The organism is Actinopolymorpha cephalotaxi, assembly GCF_013408535.1.
Taxonomy (GTDB): Bacteria; Actinomycetota; Actinomycetes; order Propionibacteriales; family Actinopolymorphaceae; genus Actinopolymorpha; species Actinopolymorpha cephalotaxi.
In genome coordinates, this window is record NZ_JACBZA010000001.1 from 3,894,425 (window position 1) to 3,908,853 (window position 14,429).

The following is a 14,429-nucleotide window of genomic DNA, read 5'->3' on the forward strand; positions in this document are numbered from 1 at the left end:
GCGGCTCGGCGCCGAGTGAGCGAAGCGGTCGGCGAGGAACGAGCCAGGTGGATTCTTCCGCGGAAGAATGCCGATGCGGTTCTGCCCCCGGCAAGTGTGAAGCTTCACGGTGGCCAGAACCACCGCCTGTTTTCACGGTTGCCGAGATGCGGGCGCCGCGATCAGAAGCGTGAAGCCTCGCGGCGGCTCCGACCACCGCGACGTTTCACGCTTTGCCTGGGAGCCGCGGTCACCGGCGTTCCCGTAGCCGCACCTGCGAGCTGGGGAGACTTACGGGGCCCATGACACCCGTAAGTCTCCCCAGCTCGCCAACAGCCGCACGAAGGGCGCCTCCGCGAAGAGGCCAAGGAAGCCGTGCGGCCGGGCGCTTGCGCATATACCGTAGGGGGGTATGGTGTGCGACATGAAGAAGGTGGGATCGGTGGATGGTGGCCGCGCCGCACATGCCACACCAGGCGGGCATGAAAGCCACATGGGGCACGGTGGGCACGGCGAACAGACCGGGCACGACAACCACGGCAAGCACGACAACCACGCCGGGCACGACAAGCACGCGGGCCACGATCCGGAGATGTTCCGCCGGAAGTTCTGGCTGAGCCTGCTGCTGACCCTGCCGATCGTGGCGACCAGCGAGATGGTCATGCGGTGGTTCGGCTACTCGCTGGACTTCCCCGGGATCGCCTGGGTCGGTCCCGTCCTGGGCACGGTCGTGTTCGTCTACGGCGGATGGCCGTTCCTGGCGGGCGCCGTCGCCGAGCTTCGCGACCGGGCGCCGGGGATGATGCTGCTGATCTCGCTCGCGGTCGTCGTCGCCTACGTCGCGTCCGCGGCCAGCAGCCTCGGGTGGTTCGACCTGGAGTTCTGGTGGGAGCTGGCAGCGCTGATCACCATTATGCTGCTGGGCCACTGGCAGGAGATGAAGGCGATCGGCCAGGCGCAGGGAGCCCTTGCGGCGTTGGCGAAACTGCTGCCCGACGACGCCGAGCGGATCACACCGGACGGCACCGAGCGGGTGCCGGTCGACGCGCTGGCCGTCGGCGACGTCGTGCTCGTCCGGCCGGGCGCACGGGTGCCCGCGGACGGCCGCGTGGTCGAGGGCGCCGCCGAGGTCGACGAGTCGATGATCACCGGGGAGTCCCGCCCGGTTCCGCGTACGGTCGGGGACCGCGTGGTCGCCGGCACCGTGGCGACCGACTCCGCCGTCCGGGTGGAGGTGCAGGCGGTCGGCGAGGACACCGCGCTGGCCGGGATCGCCCGCATGGTCGCCCAGGCGCAGACCTCCGGTGGCCGGGCGCAGGCGCTGGCCGACCGGTTCGCCGCGCTGTTGTTCTACGTCGCGGTCACTGCCGGCGTCGTCACGTTCGCGGTCTGGTGGCTGCTCGGCGACCTGGACAACTCGGTGGTGCGCACGGTCACCGTGCTGGTGATCGCCTGCCCGCACGCGCTCGGCCTGGCCATCCCGTTGGTGATCGCGTTGTCCACGGCGCTGGCCGCCCGCTCCGGCATCCTTGTCAAGGACAGGTTGGCACTGGAGCGGATGCGTACCGTCGACGCTGTTCTGTTCGACAAGACCGGCACGCTGACCAAGGGGCAGCACAAGGTCGTCGCGGTGGCCACGACCTCCGCCACCCTGGCCGGCGAGTCCCCGCTGACGGAGGACCGGCTGCTCGCGGTGGCCGCGGCGGTGGAGGCCGACAGCGAGCACCCGCTGGCGCGCGCGGTCGTCAATGCCGCGAAGGAACGCACCACCCCGGCGACGGCGAGCGACTTCCGTTCGCTGACCGGCCGTGGAGTGCAAGCCAGGGTTGACGGCAGGTCGTACGCCGTCGGCGGACCCGCGCTGCTGCGGGAGTTCGGTACGCCGGTTCCGGACGACCTGCGCGACACGGTCGCCGGCTGGGAGAGCCGGGGCGCCGCCGTTCTCCACCTGGTGCGCTCCGACGAGGACGGAGACGCACGGGTGCTGGGCGCGCTGGCGCTGGAGGACGAGGTACGACCGGAGGCACGCGAGGCGATCGCGCACCTGCGCGAACTCGGCGTCACCACCATCGCCATGGTGACCGGCGACGCCCGTCCGGTCGCAGAGGCGGTCGCGGCGGATCTCGGTTTCGTTCCCGGCAAGGACGAGGTGTTCGCCGAGGTGCTCCCCGCCGACAAGCAGCGCGCGGTCGCCCGTCTGCAGGAGCGCGGGCTGACGGTCGCCATGGTGGGCGACGGCGTCAACGACGCACCGGCGCTCGCCGCGGCCGACGTCGGCATCGCGATCGGGGCCGGAACCGACGTGGCGATCGAGTCCGCGGGGGTGGTGCTGGCCGCCTCCGACCCGCGGGCGGTGGCCGGCGTGGTCCGGCTGTCCCGTGCGTCGTACCGCAAGATGGTGCAGAACCTCGGCTGGGCGGCCGGCTACAACGTCGTCGCGATCCCGCTGGCCGCGGGCGCGCTGGCCTGGGCGGGCGTCACCCTCAGCCCGGCGGTCGGCGCCGTACTGATGTCGGTGTCCACGATCGTGGTGGCGCTGAACGCCCAACTGCTCCGCCGCGTCCGGCTCACGCCATAGGACGGAAGGCAGGGACGCCGGACCGCCGCTACGATCGTCCGATGAACGAGACGCACATCTCGGAGTTCGAGACGATCGAGGCGGCGTTCGGCGCGGCCGCCGGGACGTACGACAGTGCCCGGCGCCGGCTGGTGCCCTGCTTCGACGACTTCTACGGCACGGCGCTGCGGTTCGCCACCCTCGGGCTGCCGAAGGCGCCGCGGATCCTCGACCTCGGCGCCGGAACGGGCCTGTTCTCCGCGCTGATCGCCGGAGTGCGGCCGCGCGCCCACCTGACCCTGATCGACAACGCCGCACCCATGCTGGCCGAAGCCACGAGCGCGCTGTCCGCGCGAGACGTCGCCCACCAGGTCCGCCACCAGGACCTCGCCGAGCCGCTCCCCCACGGCCCGTACGACGCGGTGATCTCCGCCCTGGCCATCCACCACCTCGACGACGAGGGCAAGCGCGACCTCTACCGCCGCGTCCTCGCCGTCCTCGCTCCCGGCGGCGTCTTCGTCAACGCCGAGCAGGTCGCCGGCCCCACTCCCCGGCTGGACGAGCTGTACGACAGCTGGTGGGAGGACGACGCCCGCGCCCGGGGCTCCGGCGCCGCCGAACTCGCCGCCGCCCGGGCGCGGATGGCGTTCGACCGGCCGGCCACGGCGGCCGACCAGGTGGACTGGCTGCGCGAGGCCGGCTTCGCCGACGCGGCCTGCCCGTACGCCCACCTGCGGTTCGCGGTCCTGGTCGGCTGGTCACCCTCCTGATCGCCCGGCCCTTCGCCGCCTGATCCACGGGAAACGCCCTAGACTCCGGGAAGTCATGGGGTCGCGCGGGCAGGGGGCGACGGCGGCGAGCGCCGCGCGTCGGGCCGCGACCCGCGGAGGGAGGACCACAGGGTGTCGACCATCAGCAAGGTGCTCATCGCCAACCGTGGCGAGATCGCCGTCCGGATCGCGCGGGCGTGCCGGGACGCGGGCGTGGCCAGCGTCGCCGTGTACGCCGATCCCGACCGGGACGCGCTGCACGTCCGCGTCGCCGACGAGGCGTACGCCCTGGACGGCGCGACCCCGGCGGACAGCTACCTCGCGATCGACAAGCTGGTCGACGTCGCCCGGCGTGCCGGTGCCGACGCGGTGCACCCCGGCTACGGCTTCCTCGCCGAGAACGCCGGGTTCGCCGCCGCGGTCGCCGACGCCGGCCTCACCTGGATCGGTCCCCCGCCGGCCGCGATCGACGCCCTCGGCGACAAGGTCAAGGCCCGCCACATCGCGCAGAAGGTCGGCGCTCCGCTGGTCCCCGGCACCGCCGACCCGGTGGCCGACGCCGAGGAGGTGCTGGCGTTCGCCCGCGAGCACGGCCTGCCGGTGGCGATCAAGGCGGCGTACGGCGGCGGTGGCCGGGGCCTGAAGGTGGCCCGCACCGAGGAGGAGATTCCGGAGCTGTTCGACTCGGCCGTGCGCGAGGCGGTCTCGGCGTTCGGGCGCGGCGAGTGCTTCGTGGAGCGCTACCTCGACCGGCCGCGGCACGTGGAGACGCAGTGCCTGGCCGACACCCACGGCAACGTCGTGGTGGTGTCCAGCCGTGACTGCTCGCTGCAGCGCCGCCACCAGAAGCTTGTCGAGGAGGCGCCCGCGCCGTTCCTGTCCCCCGGGCAGCTGGACACGCTCTACTCCGCCAGCAAGGCGATCCTGCGCGAGGCCGGCTACGTCGGCGCCGGCACCTGCGAGTTCCTGGTCGGCCAGGACGGCACGATCAGCTTCCTCGAGGTCAACACCCGGCTCCAGGTCGAGCACCCGGTCTCGGAGGAGGTCACCGGGCTGGACCTCGTACGCGAGCAGCTGCGGATCGCCGCGGGTGAGCCGCTGGGCTACGACGACCCGGTCGTACGCGGGCACTCGATCGAGTTCCGGATCAACGCCGAGGACGCCGGCCGCAACTTCCTGCCGGCACCCGGCACGCTGACCCGCTGGCACCCGCCGTCGGGTCCCGGCGTACGACTGGACGAGGGGTACGACCAGGGCGAGACGGTGCCCGGTGCGTTCGACTCGCTGATCGCCAAGCTGGTCGTCACCGGTCGCGACCGCGGGCACGCGCTGGCGCGGTCCCGCCGGGCGCTCGCGGAGTTCGTCGCCGACGGCATGCCCACCGTGCTGCCGTTCCACCGCGCGGTGCTCGAGTCGCCGGCGTTCACCGCGGCCGACGGCAAGTTCGCGGTGCACACCCGCTGGATCGAGACCGAGTTCGACAACGACATCGCCCCCTACGACGGCCCCACCGAGGCCGCCGAGGCGCCCGAGCGCGAGCGCATCACCGTCGAGGTGGACGGCAAGCGGCTCGAGGTCGTGCTCCCGGCCGGGCTCGGCGCCAACGGCGGGGCTCCCGCCGGCGGCACCCGCAAGCCACCGCGCCGGGGCGGCGGCACCCGCACCGGTGCCGGCGCCTCCGGTGACACCCTCACCTCTCCCATGCAGGGGACGCTGGTGAAGGTCGCGGTCGAGGAGGGCCAGGCGGTGCAGGCCGGTGAGCTGATCGTCGTACTCGAGGCGATGAAGATGGAACAACCGGTCAACGCGCACAAGGCGGGCACCGTGGCCGGGCTGTCCGCGCAGGTCGGCGCCACGGTGACGGCCGGCGCCGCGCTCTGCGAGATCAAGGATTGACGCCACCCCTGACGGCAGCCCTGACGCCACCGATCGCGGGCAGGGGCGATCGGGATCGAACGGACGGACCGGGAACGCACGCGCCCGCCCGGACGTCTCCTACGCTGAGGGCAACCTAAGAAAGGGCACCCCGTGGAGATCCTGATCATTCTCGTCGTCGTGATCGGAGTCGTCGCGTTCGTCTCCAACCGGCGCGCACAGACCCGGCGCCAGGAGGTCGAGTCGGCCGAGCTCGCCAAGGTGAAGTCCTTCGGCGAGGAGGACGTCACGAAGTTCGGCGAGGAGCTGCAGCGGCTGGACACCGACGTCGCCGGGCACGAGCTCGACGAGGCGACCCGGCAGGACTACGAACGCGCGCTGGACCAGTACGACGTCGCGAAGAAGGCCGTCGACACCGCCGCCCGGCCCGAGGACATCAAGCAGATCACCACGATCCTGGAGGACGGCAAGTACGCCGTCGCCTGCGTGCGGGCCCGGATCAACGGCGAGCCGCTTCCGCAGCGGCGCCCGCCGTGCTTCTTCAACCCCCAGCACGGCCCGTCCTTCGAGGACGTGGAGTGGGCACCGGCCGGAGGCGCCTACCGCACGGTGCCCGTGTGTGCCGCCGACGCCGAGCGGGTCAAGGCGGGTGCGGAGCCCGACATCCGCAAGGTCACCGTCGACGGCGAGCGGGTTCCCTACTGGCAGGGCGGCCCGACCTACGCACCGGCGATGCAGGGCTACTTCGCCGGCTACGCCACCTCCGGCCTGCTGCCGGCGTTCCTCATGGGCTCGATGATGGGCGGCATGTGGGGTGGCTACGGCGACGGTGGCTACGGCGACGGTGGCTTCGGCGACGGCGACGGTGGTGACGGCGGAGATGGCGGTGACGGCGGCGACGGCGGCGGCGACTTCGGTGGTGGTGACGGAGGCGGCGACTTCGGCGGCGGAGACTTCGGCGGCGGAGACTTCGGTTTCTGAGTTCGTGACATATCGGCGGCCCGATTGACGGGCTGTTCGACAATCCCCCTCCTCGCGTTACGCTCGGCGAGTGAGGGGGATGTGTTTTCTCCCCTCGAATTCCCTCGACGGGAGGTACGGAAATGTCGTCCCAGCGGCTCCCTATTGAGGAGCACCCGGATATAACCGAACTCCAGGGACGTTACGAAAGAATTGGCCAGAAGCCCGCCGTCCAGATGGGCGCCGGACTGATCGTGCTGGCCGGGTTGTTCGTCGCCTTGTCGCCGTGGATCGCGGGATTCGCCATGTCCACGCCGCTCGCGGTCAACAACCTGGTCATCGGGCTCACCGCGGTTGCCCTCGCACTCGGCTTCGCCGCGTCGTTCCGCTCGACCCACGGGCTGAGCTGGGTGGTGCCGCTGCTCGGCGTGTGGACGATTCTCGCACCCTGGGTGATGTACAACGCCGACCACAGCCTGCGGGTCGTCCTGTGCAACGTCATCGGCGGCGCCGCGTTGTTCTTGTTGGGAATGGCCGTACTCGGCTCGGGAATGATGCGCCGCAAGAACGAGCGCACCTGACCGGCACGACCGCCACATTCGCAAGAACACCGACCGAGAAACCGATCAGGAACACCGATATCGAAGAAGGCGATCTCATCTCGTTCGCGGCCGCGGTGCCGGCGCACCGGCGAGGAGCCGGGGCGTGGTCCCCGCGGCCGCGTCAGCTGTCCTGACGCGGCGCCTGTTGCCCACGCACGTGCAGCCGGCGGGCCGCCTCGGCGATCGAGCCGCTCAGTGACGGATACACGGTGAACGCGTGCGCCAGCTGGTCGACGGTCAGCCGGCAGGACACCGCCATCGACACCGGGTGGATGAGCTCGCTGGCGTGCGGCGCGACGACCACTCCGCCCACCACGATCCCGGTCCCCGGGCGGCACATCAGCTTGATGAACCCGTCGTGGATTCCCTGCATCTTCGCCCGCGGGTTGCGGGTCAGCGGCAGCTTGATCCCGACGGCCTGGACCCGCCCGCTGTCGAGGTCCTGCTGTGACCAGCCGACGGTGGCGATCTCCGGCGCGGTGAAGACGGTCGCCGCGACCTCCTCCAGGTCCAGCGGCGAGACCGCGTCCCCGAGCGCGTGCGCCATCGCGATCCGGCCCTGCATGGCCGCCACCGAGGCGAGCATGAGCACGCCGGTGCAGTCCCCCGCGGCGTAGACGCCCCGCGCGGTGGTCCGGGACACCTTGTCCACCTCGATGAAGCCGCGCTCGTCGGTGGCCACCCCGGCCGTGTCCAGACCGAGGTCGGCGGTGTTCGGGATCGAGCCGACGGCGAGCAGACAGTGCGTACCCTCCACGACCCGGCCGTCGGTGAGCGTCACCACAACCCCGTCGCCGCGCCGCTCCACCCGCTCCGCCCGGGAACGCGACAGCACGGTCATCCCGCGGCGGGTGAAGACGTCCTCGATGACGGTGGCCGCGTCGGCGTCCTCGGTGGGCAGCACCCGGTCGCGGCTGGACACGAGCACCACGTCGCTACCGAGGGCGTTGTAGGCGCCGGCGAACTCCGCGCCGGTGACGCCCGAGCCGACCACGATCAGCCGCTCGGGCAGCTCGTCCAGCTCGTACACCTGGTCCCAGGTCAGGATCCGCTCGCCGTCGGGTTCGGCGTCGGGCAGGATCCTCGGCCGGGCACCGGTGGACAGGAGTACGACGTCGGCGGCCAGCTCCTCCGTACCCCCGTCGGCCAGCGTGGCCACCACCCGGTCCGGGCCCGCCATCCGGCCAGATCCGCGCACCACCCGCACACCCTCGCGCTGCAGGCCGCGCCCGACGTCCTCGGACTGGTTGTGGGCCAGGGCCTTCACCCGGGCGTTGACCGTGGCGATGTCGGTGCTCACATCGCTCGCATCGCCCAGATCGGGCGCGGACCGGCCGATCCGGACACCGAGCTCACCGGACTCGCGGACCTGGTTGATCACCTCCGCGGTCGCCACCAGCGTCTTGCTGGGCACGCAGTCGGTGAGCACGGCCGAGCCACCCAGGCCGTCCCGGTCGACGACGCACACTTCGGCTCCGAGCTGGGCCGCGACCAGGGCGGCTTCGTAGCCACCCGGTCCGCCTCCGACGATCACGACACGAGTCACGGGGCCCTATTCTCCCCCACGCCGTTTCGCGCGCCCGGTACCCTCGGCATCCGTGACCCTGTACGCCGCCTACGCGGCCAATCTCAGCCCCCAGGAGATGGCCGTGCGATGCCCGCATTCTCCCCTTCGCGGCACCGGCTGGATGACCGGCTGGCGGCTGACGTTCGGCGGGGAGGACCACGGCTGGGAGGGCGCACTGCCCACGGTGGTGGAGGATCCGGTCTCGGAGGTCTTCGTGGCGTTGTACGACCTCGCGCCCGCCGACGAGGCCAGGCTGGACGAGTTCGAGGGCGCCACCCTCGGGCTCTACCGCAAGGTGCGGGTGTGGGTGCAGACCCTGGACGGCGGTGCGTCCGCCACCAGCTACGTGCTGGACGCGTTCGAGGGCGGCCTGCCGTCGGCCCGCTACCTCGGCATCCTCGCCGACGCCGCCGACCTCGCCGGGGCGCCGGCCGACTACACCGCCGCCCTTCGCCGCCGGCCCTGCCGCGGCATCGGCCAGTGAGCGCGACGGCCCGGGGCATGGCCTAGGGTCGCCTCTCGTGAACGACGTACTCCCCGACCCGCACGCCGGCCCCTACGCCGCCGCCCGCGACGCCGCGGCCCGGCTGGCCGAGGTGACCGACGCTCCGCGCCACGACGTGGCCGTCGTGCTGGGCTCGGGGTGGCGCCCCGCGGTCGACCTGATCGGCGAGACCGCGAGCGAGATCGCCTTCACCGACCTGCCCGGGTTCGCGCCGCCCACCGTGGAGGGCCACGGGGGGACGCTGCGCAGCGTGCGGATCGGTGACGGTGACCTGCGGGCCCTGGTGTTCCTCGGACGTACGCACCTGTACGAGGGGCACGGCGTGGACGCGGTCGTCCACGGGGTGCGGACCGCGGCGGCCGCCGGGTGCCGGACCGTTGTCCTCACCAACGGCTGCGGCGGCCTGCGGCCGGAGTGGATCCCCGGCACGCCCGTCCTGATCGGCGACCACCTGAACCTCACCGGCAAGTCGCCGTTGACGGGCGCGAACTTCGTCGACCTCACCGATCTGTACTCCGCCCGGCTGCGGGCGCTGTGCCGGGAGGTCGAGCCCACGCTGGACGAGGGTGTGTACGCCCAGTTGCCCGGCCCGCACTACGAGACGCCGGCCGAGATCCGCTACCTGCGCACGATCGGCGCCGACCTCGTCGGGATGTCGACCACCCTGGAGGCGATCGCGGCCCGCGAGGCCGGCGCCGAGGTGCTCGGCCTGTCCCTCGTCACCAACCTGGCGGCGGGGATGACCGGTGCTCCGCTCGACCACGCCGAGGTGCTGGCGGCGGGACGGGCGGCGGCCACCCGGATGGGCGGCCTGCTCGCCTCCGTCCTCAGCCGGCTCCAGGCCGAGTAGCTTCCGAGCCGACCGGGGGAGGCCGGCCGGAAGGCCGCCCCGGGGGGCTCAGGCCTTCCGGTCGCGCTGGTTGGCACCCGCCACGCCGTACGGGTAGTCGTCCACGATCGGCTCGCTGGCCTCGGTGAGCAGCGCGGTCTCCTCCTCCGACAGGTGCAGGCCGGCCGCGCCGAGGTTGTCGTCGAGCTGCTCGACCGTCCGGGCGCCGAGGATGACCGAAGTCACCGCCGGGCGGTCCGCCAGCCAGGCCAGCGCGACCTGTGCCATCGAGACGCCGCGGCCGTCGGCGACCTTGCGTACGGCGTCGATCACCCGCCAGGTGCGTTCCTCGGCGTTGCGCTTGGCGTACGCCTCCATGCCGCGGTCGGGGTCCTCGCCAAGCCGGGTGGCGCCGCTCGGGGTGGAGTCGCGCTGGTACTTGCCGGTGAGCCAGCCGCCGGCCAGCGGCGACCACGGCAGGATCCCGATGCCCTCGTTGCGGCAGACGTCGGTCAGCTCCAGCTCGATGCTGCGCTGCAGGAGGTTGTACTGCGGCTGCAGCGTGACGATCGGCGCGAGGCCGTTGACCTGGGTGAGCAGGGACGCCTTCTGCAGCTGCCAGCCGAGGAAGTTGGACACCCCGACGTAGTGGATCTTGCCGGCGCGTACGGCGTCGTCGAAGAACCGCAGCGCCTCCTCGATCGGCGTCAGCGGGTCCCACGCGTGCGCCTGGTAGAGGTCGATCGTCTCCACTCCCAGCCTGCGCAGGCTCGCGTCCAGCGCACGGGTGAGGCTGAGCCTGGACAGCCCGAGCTCGTTGCCACTGCCGCCGCGGCTGAAGCGGCCCTTGGTGGCGAGCACGATCTGCTCCCTGGCACCGGGCCGGGCGGCCAGCCAGCGCCCGATGATCTCCTCCGAGACACCGCCGGAGTAGACGTTGGCGGTGTCGACGAGCGTGCCGCCGACCTCGACGAACCGGTCGAGCTGGGCGTGCGAGACGGACTCCTCGCTCTCGCTGCCGAACGTCATCGTGCCGAGGCACAGGGTGGAGACGAGCGTGCCGGTCTTGCCGAGCGTGCGGTATTCCATGGTGGGACCTCCTCAGATCGCTGCACCACCCACCATGCCGAGCAGCGATTAAGCTGTCCAACAGCAGAAACCGATCTCGTCGATCAGTCGTGACGATGAGTCGCCGCTGAGTCGCCGACGGGGTAGCCGCCGGGACCGCCGACGAGGGTTCTGCGCCCACGTACCGTGAACGTCCCCCTCGACCCCCCGGGCAGGTGTGTATGGAGATCCGTCAGCTGGAGTACTTCGTGACGGTCGCCGAGGAGCGCCACTTCACCCGCGCCGCCCAGCGCCTGCACGTCGCGCAGTCCGGTCTGTCGGCCTCCATCCGTACGCTCGAACGCGAGCTGGGTGCCGAGCTGTTCATCCGCAGCACCCGCAACGTCGACCTCACCGACGCCGGGCGGGCCCTGCTGGTCGAGGCCCGGCACACCCTCAACGACCTGGCCGCCGCGCGGGAGGCGGTGGCCGCCGTCCAGGGACTGCTGAGCGGCCGGCTCGTCGTCGGGACGCTGCAGTGCCTCGGCGCGCTGAGCGTTCCCGACCTGCTGGCACGTTTCCACCAGGAGCATCCCGGCGTGGAGATCCGGCTGCGCCAGGGCGGCAGCCACGAGTTGCTGGCGCAGGTACGCGCCGGTGACATGGACGTCGCGATCGTGTCCGTGCCGCCCGCGGGCGAGTCGGCCGGCGTGGTGCTCACTCCCCTGTCCAGCGAACCGATGGTGCTCGCCTGCGGACCCGGTCACCGCCTCGCCGCGCGGGAGCAGGCCTCCCTCGCCGATCTCAAGGACGAGTCGTTCGTCGACTTCCACTCCGGCTGGATCACCCGCGACGTCACCGACCATGCCCTGACCGGCGCCCGGATCGAGCGCCGGGTGGCGCTGGAGGTCAACGACGTCCACTCGCTGCTGGACTTCGTGGGCGCCGGCCTCGGTATCGCCCTGGTCCCGCACAGCTTCACCGGCAAGCAGACCCGGGCCCGGTTCGTCCCGCTGCAGGCGCCGGTGCCGATCTGGCAGACCGCGGTCGCGGTGGCCGCCGGCCGCCGGTGCAGCGCCGCCGCGCAGGCGCTGCTGCGCGACCCGAGCCTGCGCTGGCCGGCCCAGGGCGGGACCGGAGCGCGTTCCGGCGGGCCCGGGCAGCTCGGCGGGCCCGGCCGTCCCGGGCAGCTCGGCGAATCCGGTGCCGACGTGGCGGCCCGCACGGCGTAACCACCGGCGAACCCATCGGATAGCTTGGGCGCTCCGGCGGCCCACCCCTTGCGTCGCCGGGCGCGAGGAGGATGTGTGCCCACCACCGAAACCCGTCCCGACCTGCTCGAACAGGCCCGTGCCTGGCTGGCGGAGGATCCCGACCCGCAGACCCGCGCCGAGCTGTCGGAGCTGATCGCGGCCGCCGACGCCGGGGACGGGGCCAGGGACGGAGCCGGTGACGGGGACGACGGGAGCCGGTTCTCGGCGCTCGCCGAGCTGGCCGACCGGTTCGCCGGGCCGCTGACGTTCGGCACCGCCGGGCTGCGTGGTGCGCTGGGCGCCGGGCCCAACCGGATGAACCGCGCGGTGGTGATCCGGGCCGCCGCCGGGCTCGCGGCGTACCTCCGAACCGAGGGCGCGACCGACGGCGCGGTGGTGATCGGGTACGACGCCCGCCGTAATTCCGACATCTTCGCCGCCGACACCGCGGCCGTCCTCGCCGGTGCCGGGTTGCGTCCCCTGGTCCTGCCCGAGCCCCTGCCCACCCCGGTGCTGGCGTTCGCGATCAGGCAGCTGGGCTGCGTGGCCGGGGTGATGGTCACCGCGTCCCACAACCCGCCGCAGGACAACGGCTACAAGGTCTACCTCGGTGACGGCTCGCAGATCGTCCCGCCCGCCGACATCGAGATCGCCGCCGCCATCGCGTCGGTCGGCCCGTTGGCCGACGTCCCGCGCGAGCAGAACTGGGAGACGCTCGGCCCGGAGATTCTCGAGGCCTACCTCGACCGGGCGGCCGGCCTGCTGGGCCCGGGCCCGCGCGACGTCTCGATCGCGTACACGCCGCTGCACGGCGTCGGCGGCGCGGTGGTGCGCGCGGCCCTGGACCGGGCCGGCTTCGCCGAGCCGGAGGTCGTCGCCGCGCAGGCCGAGCCGGACCCGGCGTTCCCGACCGTGGCGTTCCCCAACCCCGAGGAGCCGGGCGCGATGGACCTCGCGTTCGAACTGGCCGGGCGGACCGGCGCCGACGTGGTGCTCGCCAACGACCCCGACGCCGACCGGTGCGCGGTCGGCGTACCCACCGCGGACGGCGTCCGCATGCTCACCGGCGACGAGGTGGGCGCCCTGCTCGCCGTCCACCTGCTCGACTCCGGTGCCCGGGGCACGCTGGCGACCACGATCGTCTCCTCGTCGCTGCTGGGGGTGGTCGCCGCCCGCCGGGGCGAGCCGTACGCGGAGACGCTCACAGGTTTCAAGTGGATCGGCCGGGTGCCCGGGCTCGCGTTCGGCTACGAGGAGGCGCTCGGCTACTGCGTCGACCCGGCGGCGGTGGCCGACAAGGACGGCATCACCGCGCTGCTGCGCGTCGCCGAACTCGTCGCCGCGCAGAAGCAGGCCGGGCGTACTCTCCTGGACCTGCTGGACGACATCGCCCGTGAGTACGGCCTGCACGTCACCGCCCAGCACTCGGTCCGGGTGAGCGACCTGAGCCAGATCGACGCGACGCTGCACCGGCTGCACACCCACCCACCGGAGGTGCTCGGCGGCCGCCCCGTCGAGCGGGTGGACGACCTGTCCGAGCCCGGGGCCGACAGCCTGCCCGGGACACCCGGCGTGAGGTACGTCCTGGCCGGCGGCGCGCGGGTGGTGATCCGGCCGAGCGGGACCGAGCCGAAGCTGAAGTGCTACCTCGAGGTCGTCGTCGCCGAGCCGGGCGCCGACCTGGCGCGTGCCCGGGCCGACGCCGACGCCGGGATGCGGGCGCTGCTCGCCGACCTCGCCACCCTGGTCGCCTGACGCCACCTGGCGGCTGACGCGGCCCGGTGAACTGGCGCGGCCCGCAGAAGCGGTGGGCGGGTCAGCTCGCCAGCTTGGCGACCACGGCGAGGACGACGCCCGCGCCGACCACCGCGAACTCCGGCCACCGCCACTGGCGTACGACCTCGGTCGAGCCCCGGGACGCATCGGCGTACTTGTTCGCCAGCATCTCCAGCCGGCGGACGGCGTAGTTGGCCGGCGACAGTCCGGACAGGTTCGCGGCGTCCGGCTGGCCGGGGGTCTCACCGCCCGTCGGGCGTCCGGACATCGCGGCCTCCACCGCGTTGCGCCTGGACTTGCGCATCGCCCGCCGGTCCGCCCCGGTCACCCCGACCGCCGACGAGCGATAGGTGCGGTCACCGACCGGGAGGGTGAGCACCGGCGCGACCTGGACCGACTCGACCAGGTGCCAGGGGATCCGGATGTCGCTGAGGATGTTGCGCAGCACCAGTTCGCGCTCGAACGCGACCACCGCCGGCCGGCACAGGCTGAGCCAGACCAGCGCGCAGACCGCGACCACGATGCCGGCGGTGCTCAGCCCGGACAGCGTGCGCCACTCCACCACGATGTCGACCAGGATCAGCACGCCGATCGCCAGCGTGACGTAGCCGAGCACCCTCCCCCCGATCGGGGCGAAGCGTTCGATCACTGTGCGCGACCCATCGGTTTCCCTGCGCGTCAACCCGGCCACCGGTGATCCTCCAGACGT

General features: G+C 72.6%; 12 protein-coding genes. 9 read left to right on the forward strand and 3 right to left on the reverse strand.

Annotated features, from left to right (window positions below):
* Positions 1–403 precede the first annotated feature (403 nt).
* From FHR37_RS17160 to FHR37_RS17180, 5 genes are all read left to right on the forward strand, one after another.
* Positions 404–2,557, forward strand: a complete 2,154-nt coding sequence (locus FHR37_RS17160; protein ID WP_237768543.1) for a heavy metal translocating P-type ATPase — start codon at positions 404–406, stop codon at positions 2,555–2,557.
* A gap of 41 nt (positions 2,558–2,598) precedes the next feature.
* Positions 2,599–3,306, forward strand: a complete 708-nt coding sequence (locus tag FHR37_RS17165) for a class I SAM-dependent methyltransferase (protein WP_092880538.1) — start codon at positions 2,599–2,601, stop codon at positions 3,304–3,306.
* A 132-nt stretch (positions 3,307–3,438) separates the two neighbouring features.
* Complete coding sequence (locus tag FHR37_RS17170) at positions 3,439–5,202, forward strand: acetyl/propionyl/methylcrotonyl-CoA carboxylase subunit alpha (protein WP_237768544.1); 1,764 nt, start codon at positions 3,439–3,441, stop codon at positions 5,200–5,202.
* A 132-nt stretch (positions 5,203–5,334) separates the two neighbouring features.
* Positions 5,335–6,162, forward strand: a complete 828-nt coding sequence (locus tag FHR37_RS17175) for a hypothetical protein (RefSeq protein ID WP_092880540.1) — start codon at positions 5,335–5,337, stop codon at positions 6,160–6,162.
* A 215-nt stretch (positions 6,163–6,377) separates the two neighbouring features.
* The gene (locus tag FHR37_RS17180) at positions 6,378–6,722 is read left to right on the forward strand and encodes an SPW repeat protein (RefSeq protein ID WP_237768545.1); all 345 of its coding nucleotides are present in this window, start codon (positions 6,378–6,380) and stop codon (positions 6,720–6,722) included.
* A 142-nt stretch (positions 6,723–6,864) separates the two neighbouring features.
* Here the strand turns inward: FHR37_RS17180 and FHR37_RS17185 are convergent, their stop codons facing one another.
* Positions 6,865–8,289 (reverse strand): NAD(P)H-quinone dehydrogenase, encoded by a 1,425-nt coding sequence (locus FHR37_RS17185; protein WP_092880544.1) that lies wholly within the window; start codon positions 8,287–8,289, stop codon positions 6,865–6,867.
* Between the two features lie 52 nt (positions 8,290–8,341).
* Here FHR37_RS17185 and FHR37_RS17190 point away from each other — a divergent pair, with 52 nt between their 5' ends.
* Positions 8,342–8,794, forward strand: a complete 453-nt coding sequence (locus tag FHR37_RS17190) for a gamma-glutamylcyclotransferase family protein (protein ID WP_092880546.1) — start codon at positions 8,342–8,344, stop codon at positions 8,792–8,794.
* A 37-nt stretch (positions 8,795–8,831) separates the two neighbouring features.
* Complete coding sequence (locus FHR37_RS17195) at positions 8,832–9,665, forward strand: purine-nucleoside phosphorylase (RefSeq protein WP_092880548.1); 834 nt, start codon at positions 8,832–8,834, stop codon at positions 9,663–9,665.
* A gap of 48 nt (positions 9,666–9,713) precedes the next feature.
* Here the strand turns inward: FHR37_RS17195 and FHR37_RS17200 are convergent, their stop codons facing one another.
* Entirely contained in the window at positions 9,714–10,733 is a 1,020-nt protein-coding gene (locus FHR37_RS17200; protein WP_092880550.1) for an aldo/keto reductase, read from the reverse strand.
* Positions 10,734–10,933: 200 nt separating this feature from the next.
* Between FHR37_RS17200 and FHR37_RS17205 the strand changes: the two genes are divergently transcribed.
* Together FHR37_RS17205 and FHR37_RS17210 are read left to right on the forward strand one after the other, a co-directional pair.
* A complete protein-coding gene (locus tag FHR37_RS17205) occupies positions 10,934–11,923 on the forward strand; it encodes a LysR family transcriptional regulator (protein ID WP_092880552.1) in 990 nt (329 codons plus the stop codon).
* Positions 11,924–11,998: 75 nt separating this feature from the next.
* Positions 11,999–13,699: a phospho-sugar mutase gene (locus FHR37_RS17210; RefSeq protein WP_092880554.1), complete on the forward strand. Its 1,701-nt coding sequence runs from the start codon at positions 11,999–12,001 to the stop codon at positions 13,697–13,699.
* A 61-nt stretch (positions 13,700–13,760) separates the two neighbouring features.
* On the opposite strand, the gene FHR37_RS17215 is transcribed toward FHR37_RS17210, so the two are convergent.
* Complete coding sequence (locus FHR37_RS17215) at positions 13,761–14,411, reverse strand: hypothetical protein (RefSeq protein WP_139238792.1); 651 nt, start codon at positions 14,409–14,411, stop codon at positions 13,761–13,763.
* Positions 14,412–14,429: the final 18 nt, after the last annotated feature.